This is a genomic window from Sphingopyxis sp. YR583, assembly GCF_900108295.1.
GTDB lineage: Bacteria > Pseudomonadota > Alphaproteobacteria > Sphingomonadales > Sphingomonadaceae > Sphingopyxis.
In genome coordinates this window covers 1,297,199-1,316,956 of the sequence record NZ_FNWK01000001.1, presented here as the reverse complement: position 1 = coordinate 1,316,956, position 19,758 = coordinate 1,297,199, and the positions used below count along the sequence as shown (strand labels likewise).

Annotated in this window: 24 protein-coding genes; 9 read left to right on the top strand and 15 right to left on the bottom strand. The window is 64.9% G+C overall.

Annotation, left to right across the window (positions count from 1 at the left end; genetic code table 11):
- The first annotated feature begins 1 nt into the window (after position 1).
- A complete protein-coding gene (locus BLW56_RS06105) occupies positions 2–577 on the top strand; it encodes a Smr/MutS family protein (protein WP_093509706.1) in 576 nt (191 codons plus the stop codon).
- Between the two features lie 9 nt (positions 578–586).
- On the opposite strand, the gene dapE is transcribed toward BLW56_RS06105, so the two are convergent.
- The gene (gene dapE / locus BLW56_RS06100; protein ID WP_093509705.1) at positions 587–1,720 is read right to left on the bottom strand and encodes a succinyl-diaminopimelate desuccinylase; all 1,134 of its coding nucleotides are present in this window, start codon (positions 1,718–1,720) and stop codon (positions 587–589) included.
- Between the two features lie 97 nt (positions 1,721–1,817).
- Here dapE and BLW56_RS06095 point away from each other — a divergent pair, with 97 nt between their 5' ends.
- Positions 1,818–2,285 carry a cupin domain-containing protein gene (locus BLW56_RS06095; RefSeq protein WP_093509704.1) on the top strand — a complete coding sequence of 156 codons (468 nt, stop codon included), beginning with the start codon at positions 1,818–1,820 and terminating at the stop codon, positions 2,283–2,285.
- Positions 2,286–2,326: 41 nt separating this feature from the next.
- Here BLW56_RS06095 and BLW56_RS06090 read toward each other — a convergent pair whose 3' ends face one another.
- Genes BLW56_RS06090 through BLW56_RS06075 form a run of 4 tightly spaced genes read right to left on the bottom strand, consistent with a single transcriptional unit; the run spans position 2,327 to position 4,322 of the window.
- The gene (locus BLW56_RS06090) at positions 2,327–2,782 is read right to left on the bottom strand and encodes a DMT family transporter (protein ID WP_093509703.1); all 456 of its coding nucleotides are present in this window, start codon (positions 2,780–2,782) and stop codon (positions 2,327–2,329) included.
- Positions 2,783–2,799: 17 nt separating this feature from the next.
- Positions 2,800–3,276, bottom strand: coding sequence for a nuclear transport factor 2 family protein (locus tag BLW56_RS06085; RefSeq protein ID WP_093509702.1), 477 nt, complete (start codon positions 3,274–3,276; stop codon positions 2,800–2,802).
- A 12-nt stretch (positions 3,277–3,288) separates the two neighbouring features.
- Complete coding sequence (locus BLW56_RS06080; RefSeq protein ID WP_093509701.1) at positions 3,289–3,699, bottom strand: VOC family protein; 411 nt, start codon at positions 3,697–3,699, stop codon at positions 3,289–3,291.
- Positions 3,696–4,322 (bottom strand): pyridoxamine 5'-phosphate oxidase family protein, encoded by a 627-nt coding sequence (locus tag BLW56_RS06075; RefSeq protein ID WP_093509700.1) that lies wholly within the window; start codon positions 4,320–4,322, stop codon positions 3,696–3,698. The genes BLW56_RS06080 and BLW56_RS06075 overlap by 4 nt, the downstream gene beginning before the upstream one ends.
- 137 nt (positions 4,323–4,459) lie before the next feature.
- Between BLW56_RS06075 and BLW56_RS06070 the strand changes: the two genes are divergently transcribed.
- A complete protein-coding gene (locus tag BLW56_RS06070) occupies positions 4,460–5,350 on the top strand; it encodes a LysR family transcriptional regulator (protein WP_093509699.1) in 891 nt (296 codons plus the stop codon).
- A 49-nt stretch (positions 5,351–5,399) separates the two neighbouring features.
- Here BLW56_RS06070 and BLW56_RS06065 read toward each other — a convergent pair whose 3' ends face one another.
- Positions 5,400–6,422, bottom strand: coding sequence for a MipA/OmpV family protein (locus tag BLW56_RS06065; RefSeq protein ID WP_218140492.1), 1,023 nt, complete (start codon positions 6,420–6,422; stop codon positions 5,400–5,402).
- Between the two features lie 181 nt (positions 6,423–6,603).
- Between BLW56_RS06065 and BLW56_RS06060 the strand changes: the two genes are divergently transcribed.
- From BLW56_RS06060 to BLW56_RS06040, 6 genes are read left to right on the top strand one after another with little or no spacing between them, the layout of a single operon-like run.
- A complete protein-coding gene (locus tag BLW56_RS06060) occupies positions 6,604–6,852 on the top strand; it encodes a hypothetical protein (protein WP_093509697.1) in 249 nt (82 codons plus the stop codon).
- Complete coding sequence (locus tag BLW56_RS06055) at positions 6,839–7,414, top strand: hypothetical protein (RefSeq protein WP_093509696.1); 576 nt, start codon at positions 6,839–6,841, stop codon at positions 7,412–7,414. Before BLW56_RS06060 ends, BLW56_RS06055 begins: the two co-directional genes overlap by 14 nt.
- A gap of 55 nt (positions 7,415–7,469) precedes the next feature.
- On the top strand, positions 7,470–9,398 hold the full coding sequence (gene dxs, locus BLW56_RS06050) for a 1-deoxy-D-xylulose-5-phosphate synthase (protein WP_093509695.1): 1,929 nt from the start codon (positions 7,470–7,472) through the stop codon (positions 9,396–9,398).
- A gap of 10 nt (positions 9,399–9,408) precedes the next feature.
- Positions 9,409–9,669, top strand: coding sequence for a hypothetical protein (locus BLW56_RS06045; protein WP_143043389.1), 261 nt, complete (start codon positions 9,409–9,411; stop codon positions 9,667–9,669).
- A 26-nt stretch (positions 9,670–9,695) separates the two neighbouring features.
- Complete coding sequence (locus tag BLW56_RS20595) at positions 9,696–9,833, top strand: hypothetical protein (protein WP_177175848.1); 138 nt, start codon at positions 9,696–9,698, stop codon at positions 9,831–9,833.
- Complete coding sequence (locus BLW56_RS06040; protein WP_093509693.1) at positions 9,830–10,498, top strand: hypothetical protein; 669 nt, start codon at positions 9,830–9,832, stop codon at positions 10,496–10,498. Before BLW56_RS20595 ends, BLW56_RS06040 begins: the two co-directional genes overlap by 4 nt.
- Before the next feature lie 60 nt (positions 10,499–10,558).
- Here the strand turns inward: BLW56_RS06040 and BLW56_RS06035 are convergent, their stop codons facing one another.
- From BLW56_RS06035 to BLW56_RS05995, 9 genes are all read right to left on the bottom strand, one after another.
- On the bottom strand, positions 10,559–10,978 hold the full coding sequence (locus BLW56_RS06035; protein WP_093510816.1) for a DUF3035 domain-containing protein: 420 nt from the start codon (positions 10,976–10,978) through the stop codon (positions 10,559–10,561).
- A gap of 27 nt (positions 10,979–11,005) precedes the next feature.
- Positions 11,006–11,527, bottom strand: a complete 522-nt coding sequence (lspA, locus tag BLW56_RS06030) for a signal peptidase II (protein ID WP_093509692.1) — start codon at positions 11,525–11,527, stop codon at positions 11,006–11,008.
- Entirely contained in the window at positions 11,524–14,469 is a 2,946-nt protein-coding gene (ileS, locus tag BLW56_RS06025) for an isoleucine--tRNA ligase (protein ID WP_093509691.1), read from the bottom strand. The genes lspA and ileS overlap by 4 nt, the downstream gene beginning before the upstream one ends.
- 153 nt (positions 14,470–14,622) lie before the next feature.
- Positions 14,623–14,913 (bottom strand): GIY-YIG nuclease family protein, encoded by a 291-nt coding sequence (locus tag BLW56_RS06020; RefSeq protein WP_093509690.1) that lies wholly within the window; start codon positions 14,911–14,913, stop codon positions 14,623–14,625.
- A gap of 72 nt (positions 14,914–14,985) precedes the next feature.
- Positions 14,986–16,032, bottom strand: a complete 1,047-nt coding sequence (locus BLW56_RS06015) for a glycerophosphodiester phosphodiesterase family protein (protein WP_177175846.1) — start codon at positions 16,030–16,032, stop codon at positions 14,986–14,988.
- 33 nt (positions 16,033–16,065) lie between these two features.
- Complete coding sequence (locus BLW56_RS06010) at positions 16,066–16,995, bottom strand: bifunctional riboflavin kinase/FAD synthetase (protein ID WP_093509688.1); 930 nt, start codon at positions 16,993–16,995, stop codon at positions 16,066–16,068.
- On the bottom strand, positions 16,992–18,188 hold the full coding sequence (locus tag BLW56_RS06005) for a dipeptidase (RefSeq protein ID WP_093509687.1): 1,197 nt from the start codon (positions 18,186–18,188) through the stop codon (positions 16,992–16,994). Before BLW56_RS06005 ends, BLW56_RS06010 begins: the two co-directional genes overlap by 4 nt.
- A 4-nt stretch (positions 18,189–18,192) precedes the next feature.
- On the bottom strand, positions 18,193–18,684 hold the full coding sequence (locus tag BLW56_RS06000) for a dihydrofolate reductase (RefSeq protein ID WP_093509686.1): 492 nt from the start codon (positions 18,682–18,684) through the stop codon (positions 18,193–18,195).
- Positions 18,681–19,754, bottom strand: coding sequence for a 5-(carboxyamino)imidazole ribonucleotide synthase (locus BLW56_RS05995; protein ID WP_093509685.1), 1,074 nt, complete (start codon positions 19,752–19,754; stop codon positions 18,681–18,683). Before BLW56_RS05995 ends, BLW56_RS06000 begins: the two co-directional genes overlap by 4 nt.
- Positions 19,755–19,758: the final 4 nt, after the last annotated feature.

The following is a 19,758-nucleotide window of genomic DNA, read 5'->3' as shown; positions in this document are numbered from 1 at the left end:
CGTGCCGCGCCGCCTTGCTCCCGAGGAAAGCGCGCTGTGGAAAAAGGTCGCAGCGACCGTAAAGCCGCTGCCCAAGGCGAAGGCGCCACTTGCGCCCGTCGCGCCGCCGACCGTTAGCCCACCCAAACTGACCCCGCGCAGCACCGCCGCGCCCGCCGCTACGCCGCTCCCGCCCGCAAAACTTCCGCCCCCACGCCGCACGCACCAAGCCGCAACCCTCGACGGCCATTGGGACCGCCGTCTGCGCAATGGGCTCGTCCGCCCCGATCTCAGCATCGACCTCCACGGTCATACGCTCGCCTCGGCGCAGGCCTTGCTCGACGAGGCGATCGGCCGCGGGCTGATGCGCGGCGCGCGCGTGTTGCTCGTGGTCGCGGGGCGCCTCCGCCCCGGTGCCGACCGGCTGCCGCAGATGCACGGCGATCCGCGCCCGCGCGGCGCGATCCGCGCCTCGCTCCCCGACTGGCTCGCTTACTCGCCCTACGCCGACCAGATCGTCGCGCTCCGCCCCGCGCATATCAGCCATGGCGGGGCAGGGGCGGTTTATGTGATACTGCGGCGCGCTCGAGAAGATTAGTCGCGAGGACTAGAGGAAAACGCGCATCAATATGCCGCGATAGATGGCGGTCAGCGTGTGGAGATCCTCCACCGCCACCGCCTCGTCGAGCTTGTGCATCGTCGCATTGGTCAGCCCGAATTCGACCACCGGGCAAAGCGCGTGCAGGAAGCGTGCGTCGGAGGTCCCGCCCGTCGTCGACATTTCGGGCGTGATGTCGGTTTCGGCATGGATCGCTTCGGCGACCAGCCCCGACAAATCGCCCGGCGGGGTGAGGAACGCCTCGCCCGAAATCTTGCCCAGAACTTTCGCGTTCGGTTCGACCTCATGCGCGATCCGCTCGATCATTGCGACGAGATCGGCGCCCTTCTGCTGGTCGTTGAAGCGGATCGACAGCCGCGCGCGCGCCGACGCCGGGATGACATTGGTCGCGCCATTGCCGACCTCGACATCGGTGAATTCGATGTTCGATGGCTGGAACCAGTTATTGCCCTCGTCGAGCGCCACCGCGTCGATCGCCGCCATGATTCGCACCAGCTTGGGGATCGGATTGTCGGCAAGGTGCGGGTAAGCGACATGCCCCTGCGTCCCCGGAACGTCGATCCAGATATTGACCGACCCGCGCCGCCCGATCTTCACCATGTCGCCGAGCCGGTTCACCGAAGTCGGTTCGCCGACGACGATCATGTCGGGCTTCACCCCGCGCGCGTCCATATGTTCCATCAACGCCCGCGTGCCGAAGATTGCGGGGCCTTCCTCGTCGCCGGTGATGATCAGGCTGATCGTCCCCGCCTCGGCCGGCGTCGCCGCCGCCGCCGCGACAAAGGCAGCGATCGACCCCTTCATGTCGACCGCGCCGCGCCCATAGAGCAAATCGCCGCGGATTTCGGGGGCAAAGGCGTCGCCGGTCCAGCCCACCCCCGGCGGCACGACGTCGAGATGCCCCGCAAAGCCAAAATGTTTCGGCCCCTTGCCCGTCCGCACCGCGAGCAGATTCTCGACCGGCCCGTCGGGCTCGATCCCGTCGATAAAGCGCTCGACGGTGAAGCCGAGCGGCGTCAGCGCCGCCTCCAGCGCGTCGAACACGGCGCCCATGGCGGGGGTGACGCTCGGCGCGGCGATCAACGCCTTGGCCAACTCTACGGGATCGACGGTGATGCTCATGCCGCTCCCTTACCCCCTCGCCGCCGCCCAAGTCGAGGCTTTGCATCGCACCGCCTTTATGCGAAACAAAGATAGAACAAACTCCACGAGGACTGCCATGCCCAAGCTCGATCTCGATGCGATCCCGCAAACCAATTCCACCGGCTATCCGGCGCCCTACAGCGAGCCCGTACAGGGCCGCTGGTACCGCCGCCTCGCCCCCGCTACGGGGCTCAGCGATTTCGCGGCGAGCCACGTCGTGCTCAAACCCGGTGCCTGGTCGTCGCAGCGTCATTGGCACGATGGCGAGGACGAGATGCTGGTGATGATTTTGGGCGAGGCGGTGCTGATCGAGGACGACGGGCGCTGGCCGATGCGACCGGGCGACATCGCGGTGTGGCCGAAGGGCAGCACCAACGGCCATCACCTCGTCAACGAATCGGACGCCGACTGCGTTTTCGTCGCGCTCGGCGGCGGCAAGAAATATGACACCGGCGGCGGCTATTCGGACATCGACATGCTGTTCGGCCCCGACGGCTATTTCCACAAGGACGGCACGCCCTATCCGACGACGCGGATTCCCTGATTGCGTCGAAGGGTGGGGCAGCGTCCGGCTGAAACCCGCCCTCAGCTTGTTCGCCGCGCGAGGTACACACCGGCGATCATCAGCGAGATCCCCGCGATGCGTTTGGCGTCGATCGCCGATCGCATCGCGCCGAACAGGCCGAAATGGTCGATCGTCGCGGCGCTGATCAACTGGCCGACGAGCACGAAGAAGATCGCATTGCCGACCCCGAAGCGCGGCGCGATAAAGGTCACTGCGATGACATAGAAAGCAACGAAGACGCCGCCGAGGTGAAAGTGGAAAGGCGTCTCGGCTGACAGGCGCACCTGCCCCATCGACCCGGTCCAGATCGCACCGCCAATGGCGATTAGCAATGCGACGCTGAACAGGATCACCGAAGCCGCCATCGGGTGGCCGAGCCGGAGCCCGAGCCCGGCATTGAGTGCGGCGAGGACCGGGATGCCGATGCCCGTGAGCAGCATGATCGCGGCAAAGGCCGGCGCATTGTTGGCGGTCATATGGTCGCGTCCCTTCGTTACAGGCCCAGTTCTTCGAGCCCCGGATGATCGTCGGGGCGGCGGTCTCCTGCGCCGTCGCGTGGCCAGTGCAGCAAGCGGTCGCCGGCGGTGATCGCGACGTCGTTGATGCTGGCGATCCGCCGCTGCATCTCGCCGTCGTGCGCGAACTCCCAATTCTCATTGCCATAGGAGCGCCACCACTGGCCATCGTCATCGTGCCATTCATAGGCGAAACGTACCGCGATGCGATTGCCGGTGAAGGCCCATAGCCCCTTGACGAGCCTATAGTCGTGCTCGCGCTGCCATTTGGCGGTCAGGAAGTCGACGATCGCGGCGCGGCCGGTGACGAAGGTCGAGCGATTCCGCCAGATGCTGTCCGGCGTATAGGCGAGCGCGACGCGTTCGGGGTCGCGGCTGTTCCAGCCATCCTCGGCAAGGCGGACTTTGAGCAGCGCGCTGTCATGATCGAAGGGCGGGAGCGGGGGACGGGCCATCGGCTTTTCCTCTCAGGCGAAGGGAGTCGCGAATTCGATGCGGATGCCACCGGGCATCGCGCAGATGAAATGATGCGTCGTCGCGCCTTCGCGGATCGGTTCGGGGTCGAACTCGATCACGGCGCCGGGATGACCCTGCACACGCGCGAAGACGGTGCGCAGCGCGTCGAGGTCAGCGACGCGGAGCGCGAGGTGATGGAGGCCGATATTGGCGCGGCGGTCGAACGGAGTCGCGCTGGCTGGGTCGGCGACCTGCCAAAGGGTGAGCAAGGTGGTGCCATCGGAGACGAAGATCGCGGGATAGTCGGGGCGTTCGGCAGCGACGGTAAAACCGATGGCTTCGACGAAAAAGTCGCGGGCTTCGGCCACGTCGCGGACGGCCAATCCGATGTGATGCGCCCCTTGGGTCATGGCATTGGTCATTTTGCATCCTTCTCTGCTCGAAGCGCGGCGATTTCGGCGCGCAGCTGGTTGAGTTCGTCCGCCATCGGGCGGATCGCGGCGGAAATTTCGGCCTCGGTGAAGCGCGGGGTGATGTGCTGCGAGCAATTCCATTCCCAGCCGATCACATCGATGAAGAAAGCGCGCTCGGGGGTCGCGCGATAACCGTCGGGCATCAGTGCGGTGACCGCGGCAGGATCGTCGGCAAGCTCGACGCTGTGCGCGTGCCCGACGAGTTTCAGCCGCTCCTTGTTCGGATAGTCCATCAGAAACAGCGAGACGCGGTCATTGCCCTTCAAATTGGCGGTACTGATATATTGCTTGTTGCCGCGATAGTCAGCGAAGCCGATGCGGTTGCCAGCGATATGGCGGAGGAAACCCGCGGGGCCGCCGCGATGCTGCATATAGGGCCAGCCCTCGGGATTGACGCTCGCCATATAAAAGCTGTCGCGTTCCTCGATGAAGGCTATTTCGCGAGGCGTCAGCGTGTCGGGGGTGCCGTCGGCGCTGGCATCCATTTTGGCATAGGAGGCGCGCGAGCCATGGCGCTCCTGTTCGGATTTTACCGCATCGTCGAACAATATGTGCCGGTAATTTTGAGCCATCGGACTGTCTTTCGATAGGAAGCGAACGAAGGCCGGGGGAGGGGCGGGCCTCCGTCCGCAGCACTGATTTACGCCATTGCGTGGGCAATGATAATCCGGAGTGATCGCACAAGTTAATTCCGGTAAGTGGAATAATCATGGACCGGTTGCTTACCCTCGAAATGTTCGTTGCCGTCGCAAGCGAGGGCGGTTTCGCCGCCGCCGCGCGCAAGCTCGGCAGCTCGCCGCCCGCGGTTACGCGCGGAATTGCGGCGCTCGAGGCGCGGCTGGGGACGAGCCTGTTCCATCGATCCACGCGCGCGGTCGCGCTGACCGATGCGGGCGCGGCGTTTCTGGAGCAGGCGCGGCGCATCCTCGCCGACCTGGCGGGCGCCGAACGCGAACTGCGCGGCGCCGAGGCCGAACCACGCGGGCAGCTGCACCTGACCGCGCCGGTGATGTTCGGGCGGCTGCACGTGCTACCCGTTGTCGGCGGGTTGATGGCGCAGCACAGCGAACTGGCGGTACGGATGATGCTGATCGACCGCAATGTGCGTATCGTCGAGGAAGGAATCGACATCGCGGTGCGTATCGGGCCGCTCGCCGATTCGGGGCTGAAGGCGGTGCGGATCGGCTGGGTGCGGCAGATGCTCGTCGCGAGCCCCGCCTATCTGGCACGAAGCGGGGCGCCCGCGCGCGTGGCGGACCTGGCGGGGCATGACCTGATCGCGGCGATGGGGCCCCGCGCGGTGGGCGAGTGGCAGTTCGCGTCGGGCCGGTGGCGTCTCGATCCGCGCCCGCGGCTGGTGCTCAATACCGTCGACGGGATTTTGGCGGCCGCCGAGGCAGGGCTGGGGATCGCCAATCTGCTGAGCTATCAGGTCATCGAGGCGGTCGATGCGGGGCGGCTGATTTCGCTTCTGGCTAACGAGCAGCCGCCACCGTTGCCGGTGCATTTGCTGTTCGAGCCGTCGCGTGCGGGATTGCCGGCGGTGCGGCTGTTCATTGCCGCGATGAAAGTCAGAATGCGGATGGCAGGGCTGGTCTGAAGGCTGAGCCGTTCAGGAGGCGAGCGTCCGTTCGTTCATCCGCTTCCGATCAGAACTGGTAGGCCAGCCCGCCGCCAAAGAGCCATTGGTCGGCGCTGCCCGCGTCCTTGACGATCGGCGAATCGGCGAAGCGCGAAAGGAGGCGGCCATATTGGGCGCCGCCGATCAGTACGAAGCCTTTGCGAAGGTCGCCCGACAACGCATAGGCGCCTGCCATGCCGAGCGTATATTTGCCTGCAGTCGCCTTCGTTCCAGCGCCGGTATAGACGGGAAGCCCGCTCGCGGCGCTGCCGATCGGGTCGATGTCGTAATAATAGCGGCCGAAACCCTTCCCGTAGAAATTCACCGACGCCGACACGCCGATATAGGCGCGTTTCGACAGCGGGGTACCGTAATCGATCGTCGGCGAGGCGGTCCAGCTGCCGTGACGGCCCGAAACATCCTTGGTCGCGACGAAGCGGAAGCCGATCTGGTCATAGGCGCTGGTAACGACACCCGTCTTGGTGACGCCAGTGAAGAAGCCGGCTTCGACCGCCATCTTGCGGTCGGGTAGCGCGTCGACCTGCGGATTCTTGACGCTGCCGGAGCGGTCGCCGCGCAGGCTGATGATCGGACCGAATTTCCAGTCGACCTTTTGACCGCGGCGATGGCGGATCAGGTCGACCTGGAAGTTGGTGCCGCGCGTCGAGAAGGAAAAGCCGCTGATCCGCCCACGCAAGTAAAAGGCGGGCAGGAAGCGGCGGTCGTCGGAGCCGTTGTAATCGGGCGTGTTGAGCACGCCCGCGGCAACCGCGATATAGTCGCGCGACCATTTGCGTTCGCTGTCATCATCGTCGGTGCGCGCGCCGGGAAGCAGGATATTCTCGTCGATATCGGTGTTCTGGAGGTAGCGCGCGGGTTCCTCGTCGATCCCGGTTGCGAGCCCGGCGTCGGGGGTGGTCACTGTGATTTCATAAGGCAGTGGTGCATCCTCGGCGGCCGCGGGCGCGGTGAACGCGAAGGCGGCGAAAAGCGGGAGGAGGTGCACAGGGCGGGGGACGCGGAAGAAGTTGGTCAAATTGGGCATGGTCATCCGCTCAAACATCCTGTGACATTGCCCCTCTTTACGGGGGTGTAAGTAAACAATCCGCCATTGCAACGGCTTGTCTTGCCGAAGGATGCATTTGGCCGCATGTGACGTTCATGCATCAACGCGCCTTCACCGCTTTCATATTCCCCCGCGTCGCTATTGGTTCCCGGACCGAGGATGCTTCGTGAGCCGACTGCCGCGCTTTATCGGCTATGCGTTCATGGCCGCGGCGGCAATGCTCGCAGCGGTGATGAAAAAGGAAGGGGTCGAAAATGTCGGCCCGCTCCCGGCCGTCGCGGTCGCACTGTTTCTTGGCATGGTCGGGGTGATGCTGGTCTTTACCGACCTGATGGTGCGCGGACTTTATGCGCAGGTCGACGTCGCCAAGGCCGCTGCAGACGAAAAGGAGAAAGTGGATAATGGGAAAGAGTGACACGCGGGCAGGCTGGACGATCGCCGCAGCGTTCGCGCTTCTCGTGCCCGCTGTTGCGGGGGCGACCGACGACACGGCCGGCGAGAGCGACCGTTTCTTTATGGCCGAGGCCGAGGGCGCGTGCCGAAATGGCGATTTTCCTGCTTTTTTGTGGCCCTTTGCCAACAGTCGTGCGGTGCGCGAGCGCTATAGTGCGCCGGCGATCCGGTCGGGTGCTCCGACCACCGCACGCGAGCTTCCCGCCAATCGCTATCTGGCGGCCGACGATTTTCCGGTGGTGATGATCGATTACAGCTATGTCACCGGCGCATCGGCGCGCCGGTTCGATGCGCCGGGCGGCGGCGACCCCCATGAGCTGGTATATGTGCAGGTGGATTTCAGCACGCCGTCGGAAGGCGTTGAACGCGTCGATTGGATGCCGGGCCGCTTCGAGCCCGGCGAAGGCGACGGGCCCGGGACGCTGATCGAAAAAACGGGGGCGGGCGGACATCTGCATTTCCGCCGCGTCGCCGATTGCTGGCAATTGGTCGAGGATATACGAAATCCCGAGGCTGGCGGCTGACCGGCCCGATCCCTTTTCGTTCGACACCCCATGTGCTTGGCAGTATGACGGCGGCATGACTGATCGTCCGCATACGCCGCTGCTCGACACGGTGGATGTCCCCGCCGACCTCCGCAAGCTGAAGCCCGAAGACCTCCGCCAGTTCGCCGACGAGCTGCGCGCCGAGATGATTTCGGCCGTCGGCACAACCGGCGGGCACCTCGGCTCGGGGCTGGGCGTCGTCGAGCTCACGACCGCACTCCATTATGTATTCGACACGCCGCGCGACAAGATCGTGTGGGACGTCGGGCACCAATGCTATCCGCACAAGATTATTACGGGACGCCGCGACCGGATCCGGACGCTGCGGACCGGCGGCGGGCTGTCGGGCTTCACCAAGCGCAGCGAGAGCGAATATGATCCGTTCGGCGCGGCGCACTCGTCGACCTCGATCAGTGCGGCGCTGGGCTTTGCGATTGCCAACAAGCTGAAGGACCAGCCCGGCCGCGCGATCGCGGTGATCGGCGACGGCTCGATGTCGGCGGGCATGGCCTATGAAGCGATGAACAATGCCGCCGCGGCGGGCAACCGGCTGATCGTCATCCTCAACGACAACGACATGTCGATCGCGCCGCCCGTCGGCGGGCTTTCGGCCTATCTCGCCAAGCTGGTTTCGTCGCGGCCGTTCGTCGAACTGCGCGAGATCGCGCGGCGCTTTGCGCGCAAGCTGCCCGAGCCGCTGCACAAGGCGGCGAAAAAGACCGACGAGTTCGCGCGCGGCATGGCGATGGGCGGGACTTTGTTCGAGGAACTCGGTTTCTACTATGTCGGGCCGATCGATGGGCATAATCTCGAGCATCTGATCCCCGTGCTGGAGAATGTGCGCGACAGCGACCATGGTCCGGTGCTGATCCATGCGGTGACGGTGAAGGGCAAGGGCTATGCGCCCGCTGAAGCCGCCGCCGACAAATATCATGGCGTCCAGAAATTCGACGTCATCACCGGCGAGCAGGCAAAGGCGCCGCCCGGACCGCCGCAGTATCAGAATGTTTTCGGTGAAACGCTGGCCAAGCTCGCCGACACCGATCCGCGCATCGTCGCGATCACCGCCGCGATGCCGTCGGGGACGGGCGTCGACAAATTCGCCAAGGCGCACCCGACGCGGACGTTCGACGTCGGCATTGCCGAGCAGCATGCGGTGACGTTCGCGGCGGGGCTCGCGGCGCAGGGGATGCGGCCGTTCGCGGCGATCTATTCGACCTTCCTGCAGCGCGCCTACGACCAAGTCGTGCATGACGTCGCGATCCAGAATCTGCCGGTGCGTTTCGCGATCGACCGCGCGGGGCTCGTCGGCGCCGACGGGTCAACGCATGCGGGGTCGTTCGATGTCACCTATCTCGCGACCTTGCCCAATATGGTGGTGATGGCAGCGGCGGACGAGGCCGAGCTGGTCCATATGACTTATACCGCGGCCGAATATGATGACGGTCCGATCGCCTTCCGCTATCCGCGCGGTAACGGTACCGGGGTCGCGCTGCCCACGGTTCCCGAGAAGCTGCCGATCGGCAAGGGGCGCGTCGTGCGCAGCGGCAAGACGGTGGCGATCCTGTCGCTCGGCACGCGTTTGGCCGAGGCGCTGAAGGCGGCCGATACGCTGGAAGCGCGCGGGCTGTCGACCAGCGTGATCGACCTGCGCTTTGCCAAGCCGCTCGACGAGGAACTGATCCGCAAGACCCTCGCCGCCCATGAGGTCTGCGTGACGATCGAGGAGAATAGCGTTGGCGGGCTCGGCGCGCATGTGCTGACGCTCGCGAGCGACGAGGGGTTGATCGATGCCGGGCTCAAGCTGCGCACGATGCGCCTGCCCGATGTCTTCCAGGATCAGGACAAGCCCGAGCTGCAATATGACCAGGCTGGCCTCAATGCGCCGCAGATCGTCGACACGGTGCTGAAGGCGCTGCGGCATAACAGCGCGGGCGTCGAGGAAGCGGGCGCGAGGGCCTGAAGAGGGCGATGTGCCGGATTGGCTGATCCCTGCGGTCGGCGTGATTGCCATCATGGGCGGCGTGATACTCGTCGCGATCCGAAACACGCGGCGAATGATCGACACGACGCTCGCACGGCGACCCAACCCGACAAGGCATGAATTTGTTGCCATGCTGAGCGACGATGTTCGTCCCGAGACTGCCGAGTTTCTCTGGGATTCGATCGCCTGCCTCGTGGCGCCAAGGTTGACGCCGCACCCGACGACCATCTTGCGGACGATTTGCCGATAGACCCGGATGAGCCAGCGATGGACTGGATGCCCGAATTTGCCGAGCAGCATGGCGTGAACGCCATGCATTGGCCGCAATGGCCCGACGAGTGGGAGGGCACGGTTCGCAATTTCGCGCGCTGGCTGGAGGCCGGACTGCCGCCTGCGGCGGACGTGGCCACATGAATTTCTTCAACCTCCTGCAATCGCTAGACGAATTGCTCTACGAGGTGATGTCGTGGCTGGTCTTCTATCCGATCACGCTGTGGCGCACGCTCGTGCGGCCGCTGCAGATGATGGATTATTCGGATAGCGAGCAGGGCGATGCCAGCGACCAGCAATATACCGATACGCTGAGCCCGCCGCTGTTCCTGCTCTTGTCGCTGATCATCGTCCACGCCGCCGAGATCGCGCTGGTCGGCAATGACGCGGTGGTGGCGAGCAAGATCGGACTGTCGGCGCTGGTCAGCAACAACACCGACCTGATCATTTTGCGTATCGTGACTTACAGCCTGTTTCCGGTGATGATGGCAACGCGGATGGTCCGCGCGCAGGGGCTGCAGGTAAACCGCGACACGCTGCGCGCGCCTTTTTACAGTCAATGCTATGCCGCAGCGGTGCTCGCGATGCTGCTGGGCGGCGGGGTGATATTGATCAAGCTGGGGCACGACTGGTCGGTGCTCGCGGGCGCGAGCCTCGCGCTCTTCGGGCTTTTGTGGTTCGGTTTCCTGCAGACCGCTTGGTTCAACCAGCATCTAATATGCGGCCGGCTCCGCGCTTTCGGCCACGCGTCGCGCGCGATGGTCGAGAGCCTGGCCGCGATGTTCCTGCTGTCGAGCCTGTTCAGCTAGGCGCCCAAAAGAAAACGGCCCGGAAAGCCAGGCCGTCATCTTTATCCTGTCATGCGCGTCTTAGGCGGTCGGGATCGCCGCCGATGCTTCGCGGCCGTCGCCTTCGGGGGCGGCGAGGATGTCGCGGACGACGAGGCCCTTGTCGACGACCTGCGTGTCGGGGCTGCCGATCTGGCTGCGGATGCCCGGGTCGGCGCGCGCGCCGTCGGCGCTGCCGATGACCTGCGTTTCGCTCGCGCTGCGCGCCGACGGGCCGCCGAAGAGCGCGCGGAGCGTCTGTTCGGCGGTCGATTCGCCGCCGGGGCGTGCGGTGCCGGGTGCGGGCGGGGTCAGCGCGAAATCGGGCGGCACGACGAGCGGTGCCTGACGCGACACCATCATTTCGTCGGGACGGTCGCGGCTGAACAGGCTGTTCGACCCGCAGGCCGACAGTGTCGTGGCAAGAATCGAGGCGGCCAGGATGGCGGTGGTCCGGTTCACTTTAAACATACTCCCAATGCGCCCCTTTTAGTCGGCGGACGGCTTGGCGCCCGCGCTCTCGGCCTTTTCGCCCAAGAGCAGCGCGCGCGCAACCAGCAAAAGCACGCCGAGCGTGATGCACGCATCGGCGACGTTGAAGATCATGAAGGGGCGAAAATCGCCGATATGGAGGTCGGCGAAGTCGACGACATAGCCGAAGCGCACGCGATCGACGATATTGCCGAGCGCGCCGCCGAGGATCATCGCGAGCGCGATCACATCGCCCTTCGCCTGTTCGCGCGTCATCCAGATCGCGACCGCGGCAGCGACGATCCCGGTCACCGCGACGAGCGTCCAGCGCGTCGTGTCGGTGCAGCTCGCGAACATCGACAGCGAAATCCCGCAATTCTCCGCCCAGGTCAGGTTGAAGAAGCTCGTGATCTCGATCATCCCCTTGGGTTCCAGCGACAGCGGAACGGTGACGACCCATTTGGTGATCTGGTCGAGGATGAAGGCGACGGCTGCGAAAATCAGGCCGAAGCGCAGATAGGGGGACCGGGTTCTGCTCATGCCGCGGTCAATACCGTGTCGCAGCGATTGCACAAGCTGCCGTCCTCGACGACTTCGGGCAGGTGGCGCCAGCAGCGACCGCATTTGTGGTTTTCGGTGCGGGTGACGGTGAGGTCGTCACCGGCGCGCGCGACCGACACGATGAAGATTTCCTCCAGCGCCGCCGGATCGAGCGTCGGGTCGGGGATCGTGACTTCGGCCTCAAGGCTCGAGCGGATCGTCTTTTCGCGGCGATAGGGCTCGATCGCTTCGGTCACGGCTTCGCGCTGGGTGCGGACGCCCGCCCATTTCGCGGCGAGCGCGGCGTCGTTCCACGCGGAGTCGACAGTGGGCCATTCAAGCAGATGCACGCTGCCCGCATCGGGATAGCGCGTGCCCCACACTTCCTCGGCGGTGAACACCAGCACCGGCGTCGCGTAACGGACGAGCGCGTGGAACAGGATGTCGAGCACGCTGCGGTATGCGCGGCGCGTGTCGGTGCCGAGCGGCGCGGCGGGGCCGAGATCGCAGTAGAGGACGTCCTTGCGGATGTCGAAATAGAAGGCCGACAGATCTTCGTTGCAGAAATCGGCGAGCAGGCGCGTGTATCCGTTGAAGTCGAAATCATCGACGGCGCGCGCCATCTTCGCGTCGAGGTCGGCGAGCAAGCTGAGCATATAACGCTCAAGCTCGGGCATCGCGGCGACGTCGCTGACACGTTCCTCCTCGCTGAACCCGTCGAGCGCGCCGAGCAGGTAGCGGAAGGTGTTGCGCAGCTTGCGATACTGGTCGGCGACGCCCTTCAGGATTTCGTCGCCGATGCGGTGATCCTCGGTGAAATCGACGCTCAGCGCCCACAGGCGGATGATGTCGGCGCCGTTGGTTTCCATCACCTTGACGGGATCGGTCGTGTTGCCGAGCGACTTCGACTGTTTGAAGCCCTTGCTGTCCATCGTGAAGCCGTGCGTCAGCACCGCCTTGTACGGCGCCTGTCCGCGTGTGCCGCAGCTTTCGAGCAGCGACGACTGGAACCAGCCGCGATGCTGGTCGCTGCCCTCGAGATAGAGGTCGGCGCTGTGCGTGCCGCCGTCGTGGCGGACGAGCGCGGGCCACCTACCGCTCTCCAGCACGAAGGCGTGGGTGCAGCCCGAATCGAACCAGACGTCGAGAATGTCGACGATGCGTTCGTAGTTCGCTGCGTCGTATGCGTCGCCGAGATATTCCTGCGCGCGCGCATCGTTCCATGCGTCGACGCCGCCCTCGCGGACGGCCGCGACGATGCGGTCGTTGACGACCGGGTCGTTCAGATAATGGCCGGTCTTGCGGTCGACGAAGAGCGTGATCGGCACGCCCCACGCGCGCTGACGGCTGAGCACCCAGTCAGGGCGCCCTTCGACCATCGACCCGATGCGGTTGCGGCCCTTGGCGGGGACGAAGCGCGTGTCGTCGATCGCCTGCATCGCCGCCTGCCGCAGCGTCGGCGCGTCGCAGAGGTCCTCTTCGTGCGGGTTGATCGCGCCGCCCTCATTCTCCCAGCGCTTTTCGCGCGGGGTCTTGGGCTCGATATGCGTCATCACCTTGTCCATCGGCACGAACCATTGCGGGGTGCAGCGATAGATGACCTTGGCCTTCGAGCGCCAGCTGTGCGGATAGCTGTGCTTGTAGTCGGCCGAAGCGGCGAGCAGCGCGCCGGCTTCGCGCAGGTCCGAACAGATCGGGCCGTCGGGGGCGTTGAACTTGGCGTTGATGACGCTGCCCTGGCCGGCGAGCCAGCCCCAATCCTCGCGATATTTGCCGTCGCCCTCGACCGCGAACACGGGGTCGATGCCGTTCGCCTTGCAGAGGTCGAAATCGTCCTCGCCATGGTCGGGCGACATATGGACGAGGCCGGTGCCGCTGTCGGTGGTGACGAAATCGCCGGGCAGGAAGGGGCGTGGGCGCGCGAAGAAGCCGCCGAGCGCGTGCATCGGGTGGCGGGCTTCGACGCCGACCAAGCCATGACCGAGGATCGTTTCAACGACCTCGCCAGAACGACCAATTCGATTCAGGAAAGAATCGACCAGCTCTTTGGCTACCAAAAGCTTTTCGCCGTCAGACTCGACCAAGGCATATTCGATCGGTCCGAAAGCGATCGCTTGGTTAACTGGAATGGTCCAAGGCGTGGTCGTCCAGATGACGGCTTTTGCACCCACCAACCAAGCCGCAACGCGGGCTGACTTGTCGTGATCAAATCCGCCCTCGATGCTCTCGTGGCCCGAATTCACATACGCAGCTTTGGTGATCTCGAACGCGACATCGATCTGCGTCGAGACGATATCCTCATATTCGATCTCGGCCTCGGCGAGCGCGGTCTTTTCGACCGGCGACCACATCACCGGCTTGGCGCCGCGATAGAGCATGTCGTTCGCGGCGAATTTGAGCAGCTCACGCACGATGGTGGCCTCGGCCTCATAATCCATCGTGAGGTAGGGATGGTCCCAGTCGCCGCCGATGCCGAGGCGCTTCAACTGCTCGCGCTGGGTGTCGACCCAATGCTGTGCATAGGCGCGGCATTCGGCGCGGAATTCCTCGACCGGAACCTCGTCCTTGTTGAGCTTTTTCTTGCGATACTGCTCCTCGACCTTCCACTCGATCGGCAGGCCGTGGCAGTCCCAGCCGGGGACGTAGGGCGAATCCTTGCCCTTCAGCGTCTGGGTGCGGACGACCATGTCCTTCAGGATATGGTTGAGCGCATGGCCGATGTGCATGTCGCCATTGGCATAGGGCGGGCCGTCGTGGAGGATGAACTGGTCGCGGCCCTTGCGGCTCTCGCGAATCTGCCCTTCGAGGTTGCCCTCGATCCATTTCGCCAGAATCGCCGGCTCCTTCTGCGGCAGACCGGCCTTCATCGGAAAGTCGGTCTTGGGCAGAAAGACGGTGTCGCGATAATCGCGCTGTTCGGCGGCGGAGGGCGTATCAGTCATGCGCGGCCGCTTAGCGCAAGTAGTGCCGAATAGTCACGTTTAAGTTGATATTCCCGCTCACGGTTCGGTGTCGCGCTGGGCCCCGGCTTTCGCCGGGGTTCACAAGAGGGGCTGGTAGTCTGTGAACCCCGGCGAAAGCCGGGGCCCAGACGGTCAGCGCAGAAGCTCGAAATAGAGATCGCGCCAGTCTGGGTTCACCGCCTCGATCAGCTCGATCTTCCACGCGCGTTTCCACTCCTTCATCTGGACCTCGCGGCGGCGGGCATCGTGGAGATTGTCGAAATGCTGGTGCCAGACGAGCATTTTGAGGCCATATTTCTTCGTAAAGCCTCCGATTATCCCTTGGCGATGTTGCCCAATGCGCTGCGGGAGGTCGCTGGTGACGCCGATGTAGAGTGTCCCGTTGCACTTGTTGGTGAGAATGTAAATCCAGCCTTGCTTCATGATGCAAGGTATACTGGGCCCCGGCTTTCGCCGGGGTTCACCTTGGTCCGCTCCGGAGCAATTTCCCGCGGGCTATTTCTGCCGCGGCCTGAGCGCGGGGCCGACCTCGCGGATATCCTCGACCCAGATATAGCCGTTGAAGCTGGCGGGCACCTTCGCGAGTTGCTGCGGCGTCGTCAGGCCTTCGTTCGATTTGCCGCTTTCATAGGGGCCAAAGACGATAACGCGCGCGCCGACGCTGTCCATCCGCTGGATCAGCCGGTCGGGCCAGCCCCAGAAGGCCCATTGATAGTTGACCGGGATCGCCATCACGCCGCCCCGGCAGCTTTCGGGGACGATGCCCGTCCAGCCATAGGTGATATAATCCTTGCTGCAGCGCAGCGCCTCGCGCCGGAGGTCGAAGGACCAGTTGTCTGGCAGCAATTCGCGCATCCGCTTAACCGGGCGTTCTGCGCCGTAGAAAGCATCGCCGATCTTCGCGCTGTCGCGGCCTGCGTCCTTGAGGATCGCGAACAGCTGATCAGCCTCGCGCGGGTTCTTTGATTTGAAGTTGAAGAGAATGGGGTGGACGGGGAGCGCGGCGAGCCCTTCCTCGACCGTCGGCATCTTGCCGATACCCTTGCCGCGCAGCGGGAAGGTCTGGCCGCCGTCGGCGGTATAGCCATAGCCGATGTCGAGCGCCCTCAATTCGCCGAGCGTCAGGTCCCGCGTCTCGCCCTTGCCGTTCGTACGGCAGTCGACGGTCCAGTCATGGAAGAGGACCATGCGGCCATCCTTCGTCGGGGCGACGTCGACCTCGACCATATTGGCGCCGAGCCCAACCGCCCAGCGCATCGATTCGGGGGTGTTTTCGAACACCTCATGGCTTGGCGGCAGCGCGTGTGCCGCGGTGCAGGTGTCGCGGCCGGCGGCGGCGCGCTTGTCGTAGAGATGATAGACGCCGCGGTGCGCGATGAGCTTGGGCTTGCCCTGCGGATCGGGGGCAAGGAAACTGGCGTTCGAGAGGGTGAGCCACGCGACGATCGCGGCGAAAATCCAGAGCAGGATCTTCGTGCGGCGCTTCATCGGCTTTTTCTTCGGGCCTTCGAGCGCGCTGGCCCAGTCTTCGCTATCTGTCATCATCCCCCCTGTCGCCCCTCTTGCGGCGAGGGATCAGATGTCCGTCAGTAGCGCCTTTGCCGCGTCGCAATCCACAGCGATTTGAACCATCAAGGCGTCCATGCTGTCGAACTTCGCCTCGGGCCGGATGAAGGCATGAAAGGCGACGTCGATTTCCTGCCCGTAAAAGTCTTCGGCAAAGTCGAAGAAATGCGGTTCGAGCAATTCCTTGGGCGGGTCGAAACTCGGGCGGATGCCGAGGTTCGCGGCGCCTTTGAGGATGCGTCCGTCGGGCAGCTTTCCGGTAACGGCATAAATGCCGTAGCGCGGGCGCAGATATTGCCCCATTTCGAGGTTCGCAGTGGGAAAGCCGAGCAGGCGGCCGTTCTTGTCGCCGTGCTGCACCACATTGCGCACGGTGAAGGGGCGGGTCAGGAGACGCGTCGCGGCGGCGCAGTCACCCGCCTGCAGTGCCTCGCGAATGCGGCTCGACGAGATCACCTCTTCGCTATCGTCGACCGGGGAGACCATCTCGGTGAAGAAGCCGAGGCGACGGGCATGGTCGGCGAGGGTGACGACATCGCCGCCGCGGCCCTTGCCGAAGACGAAGTCAGCGCCGGTGACGACGCCGGCTGCGCCGTAGCGATCGAGCAAAAGCCCGGTGATGAAATCCTCGGCGGTCGTCGCGGCGAGCGTTGCGTCGAAGGGCAGGACGAGCATCGCGTCGGCGCCGGCGTCGGCGAACAATTCGAGCCGCTGCGCGAGCGTGGTCAAACGAAAGGGCGGGACGTCGGGCTTGAAGAAGCGCACCGGATGCGGGTCGAAGGTCGCCACGATCGCGGGGCGACCCTCGTCGCGGGCATGGCGCACCGCGCGGCCGACGACCGCCTGATGCCCCGCGTGAAAGCCGTCGAAATTGCCGAGCGCGATCACCCCGCCGCGCAGATCGCCTTCGATGCGCTGGTGGCCGTCGAGGCGGATCATGGGGCCGACGTGCTGGACGGGGGCGGCGTCAGCGGAACGAGCCCCGCCTTGAGCACGCGGATCGCATTGTCGCCCATCGCTGCGCGGATTTCATCGTCGGAAAAGTCCGCGTCGATCAGCGCCTGCGTTACCTGCACCAGCTTCGACGTGTCGAAACGCACGGTCGTCGCACCATCATAGTCGCTGCCGAGCGCGACATATTGGATGCCGACGAGGTCGCGGACATGCTTCATCGCTTTCGCGATGCTCGCTGGCGACGTGTCGCAGACTGCGGCGTCCCAGTATCCGATGCCGATCAGCCCGCCCGTCGCGGCGACGCCCCTGATTTGCGTATCGTCGAGGTTACGGTTGACCTTGCACGTCGCCTGTACGCCGCCGTGGCTCGATACGACAGGGCGGCGCGCGATCTTGAGGATGTCGGCGACGCAGGCCTTCGAGCAATGTGCGACGTCGACGATCATGCCCTTCGCTTCCATCGTTTCGACAACCTGCCGTCCGATTGGGGTCAGCCCGCCCTTCTTCAGCCCGTGCATCGATCCCGCGAGGTCATTGTCGAAGAAATGGGTCAGTCCCGCCATCCGGAAGCCCGCGGCGTATAGCTTGTCGAGGTTGGCGAGCTCGCCCTCGAGCCCGTGCAGCCCCTCGATGCTGAGCATCGCACCGACCGGCGGCACCTTGCCGCGGCGCGCGGCGAGCAGCGTGTCGATATCCTTGGGCGTATCGACCGCGCGCAACTGGCCCGCCGATGCGGCGACCGCGCGGTGCAGCTTTTCGGCATGCCAGAGCGAGCGTTCGAGCAGCGAGTTCCACGTCCGCACCGGCTGTTGCTGCGCGATCACGAGCGCGGTGATATTGTCGGTGTCGGCGCCGTTGGCGTCGTAATTCTGACCCTTGGGCGACTTGGTTGTGCTCGCGAGCACCTGCAGCGCGACATTGCCGTCCTCGAGCCGCGGCAGGTCCATATGGCCGCGGTCGGCGCGATCGAGGATGTTCCGCTTCCAAAGCAAGGTGTCGCTGTGGAGGTCGACGATCGTCAGCGTCCGGTGCAGCGCTTTCGCGCGTTCGCTGACCGTCGGCAGCGGTTTGCCGTCAACCTTGTTCATCCCGCGCTCGAGCATGCCGGGGGCGAGGGTGAAGAAAGCCAGCGCCGCAACCGCGACAGCGAGCAATATGCCGATCAGCCAGCGACGCATGGGCCTATGTCCTTGTCAGCGTGACGAAGCTGTACGCCGGGCGGCCGGCCTCGTCGGCGGGATGATCCTCGCGCGCAATTTCCTGCCAGTCCGCAGCGGCGGGATAATCGATCACCGCGTCACCTTTCGGTTCGAGCGCGACCTCGGTCAGTTCGATGCGGTCGGCGAGGGGAAGGAATAGGCGATAGATTTCGGCGCCGCCGATCACCATCACGTGCGGCGCATTGGCGAGTTTGAGCGCTTCCTCGATCGTTGCAACGGGTTCGGCACCCTCGTCCTGCCATTCGGGGTCGCGGGTGAGGACGATGTGGCGGCGGCCTTCGAGGATCGCGGGCAGGCTGTCGAAGGTCTTGCGACCCATGATCATCGGGCGCCCCATCGTCAACTGCTTGAAACGGCGGAGGTCGGCGGGCAGGTGCCAGGGCATCTTCCCGCCGGCGCCGATCACGCCGTTGGCGGCGCGCGCGAGGACCAGCGTGATTTCCGGACGGTTCATGCGGGGCTGGCTCCGGACCATGTGGCGTGTCCGAGCTTGCGCCCCTCACGCACCCCGGTCTTGCTGTAATGATGGACGTGGCAGTTTTCGTCGGCGAGCAGTGCCGGGATGTCCGCGATATCGGTACCAAGCAGGTTGCGCATCGTGACGGGCAGGGTGCGCGTCGCGGTGCTGCCGAGCGGCAGGCCGGCGACCGCGCGAATATGGTTTTCGAACTGGCTGGCGACCGCACCCTCGATCGTCCAGTGGCCGCTATTGTGGACGCGCGGCGCCATTTCGTTGAACACCGGCCCGTTTTCGGTCGCGAAAAACTCCCCGGTGAGCACACCGACATAGCCGAGTTCCTCGGCGATCCGCGCCATCAGCGTGCGCGCCTCGTCCTGTTGGTCGGCGACGACCTGCGGCGGCGGCAGGCTGGATGTTGCGAGAATGCCGGCTTCGTGGACGTTCACGGGGCTGTCCCAGAAACGCACTTCGCCATCGATTCCGCGGACAAGGATCACCGAAAATTCGTGCGCGAAGGTCACAAAGCCTTCGAGCACGGCGGAATGGCGATCGATGCCGTCCCACGCCGCGTCGGCGTCAGCGGGCGCCATGATGCGCGCCTGCCCCTTGCCGTCATAACCCATGCGTACCGTCTTGAGGATCGCGGGCGCGCCGATTTCGGTCAGCGCTGCATCGAGCGAGGCGCGGTCGGGGACCGCCGCGAACGGCGCGGGGCGCCCGCCGAGGCCAACGACGAAATTCTTCTCGGTCAGGCGGTCCTGTGCGATTTCGAGGCCGGCGGCCCCGGGGCGCACCGCCACATGGCCCGAGAGGAAGCGCACGGTGTCCACGGGAACATTTTCGAATTCATAGGTGACGACGTCGCACGCCGCGGCAAAGGCGGCGAGGCGCGGTTCGTCGTCCCACGCTGCCTGGCTGTGATGTGCGGTGACCTCGGCCGCGACGCTTTCGGCGTCGGGGGCATAGATATGGACCTTGTAGCCGAGCTGCGCCGCCGCGACCGCGAGCATGCGTCCGAGCTGGCCGCCGCCCAATATGCCGATCGTCGAGCCCGGTGGCAGCAAGGCG

Bases quoted from the DNA above. Each gene is read 5' to 3' on its own strand.
- BLW56_RS20595 (WP_177175848.1), top strand. From the start codon at position 9,696: ATGCCCGAATTTGCCGAGCAGCATGGCGTGAACGCCATGCATTGGCCG.
- BLW56_RS06065 (WP_218140492.1), bottom strand. From the start codon at position 6,422: ATGACCATGCCCAATTTGACCAACTTCTTCCGCGTCCCCCGCCCTGTG.
- BLW56_RS06085 (WP_093509702.1), bottom strand. From the start codon at position 3,276: ATGGCCCGTCCCCCGCTCCCGCCCTTCGATCATGACAGCGCGCTGCTC.
- BLW56_RS06070 (WP_093509699.1), top strand. From the start codon at position 4,460: ATGGACCGGTTGCTTACCCTCGAAATGTTCGTTGCCGTCGCAAGCGAG.
- ileS (WP_093509691.1), bottom strand. From the start codon at position 14,469: ATGACTGATACGCCCTCCGCCGCCGAACAGCGCGATTATCGCGACACC.
- dxs (WP_093509695.1), top strand. From the start codon at position 7,470: ATGACTGATCGTCCGCATACGCCGCTGCTCGACACGGTGGATGTCCCC.
- BLW56_RS06020 (WP_093509690.1), bottom strand. From the start codon at position 14,913: ATGAAGCAAGGCTGGATTTACATTCTCACCAACAAGTGCAACGGGACA.
- BLW56_RS06090 (WP_093509703.1), bottom strand. From the start codon at position 2,782: ATGACCGCCAACAATGCGCCGGCCTTTGCCGCGATCATGCTGCTCACG.
- BLW56_RS06015 (WP_177175846.1), bottom strand. From the start codon at position 16,032: ATGACAGATAGCGAAGACTGGGCCAGCGCGCTCGAAGGCCCGAAGAAA.
- BLW56_RS06010 (WP_093509688.1), bottom strand. From the start codon at position 16,995: ATGATCCGCCTCGACGGCCACCAGCGCATCGAAGGCGATCTGCGCGGC.
- BLW56_RS06055 (WP_093509696.1), top strand. From the start codon at position 6,839: ATGGGAAAGAGTGACACGCGGGCAGGCTGGACGATCGCCGCAGCGTTC.
- BLW56_RS06080 (WP_093509701.1), bottom strand. From the start codon at position 3,699: ATGACCAATGCCATGACCCAAGGGGCGCATCACATCGGATTGGCCGTC.
- BLW56_RS06000 (WP_093509686.1), bottom strand. From the start codon at position 18,684: ATGAACCGTCCGGAAATCACGCTGGTCCTCGCGCGCGCCGCCAACGGC.
- lspA (WP_093509692.1), bottom strand. From the start codon at position 11,527: ATGAGCAGAACCCGGTCCCCCTATCTGCGCTTCGGCCTGATTTTCGCA.
- dapE (WP_093509705.1), bottom strand. From the start codon at position 1,720: ATGAGCATCACCGTCGATCCCGTAGAGTTGGCCAAGGCGTTGATCGCC.
- BLW56_RS06095 (WP_093509704.1), top strand. From the start codon at position 1,818: ATGCCCAAGCTCGATCTCGATGCGATCCCGCAAACCAATTCCACCGGC.
- BLW56_RS06005 (WP_093509687.1), bottom strand. From the start codon at position 18,188: ATGCGTCGCTGGCTGATCGGCATATTGCTCGCTGTCGCGGTTGCGGCG.
- BLW56_RS06040 (WP_093509693.1), top strand. From the start codon at position 9,830: ATGAATTTCTTCAACCTCCTGCAATCGCTAGACGAATTGCTCTACGAG.
- BLW56_RS06075 (WP_093509700.1), bottom strand. From the start codon at position 4,322: ATGGCTCAAAATTACCGGCACATATTGTTCGACGATGCGGTAAAATCC.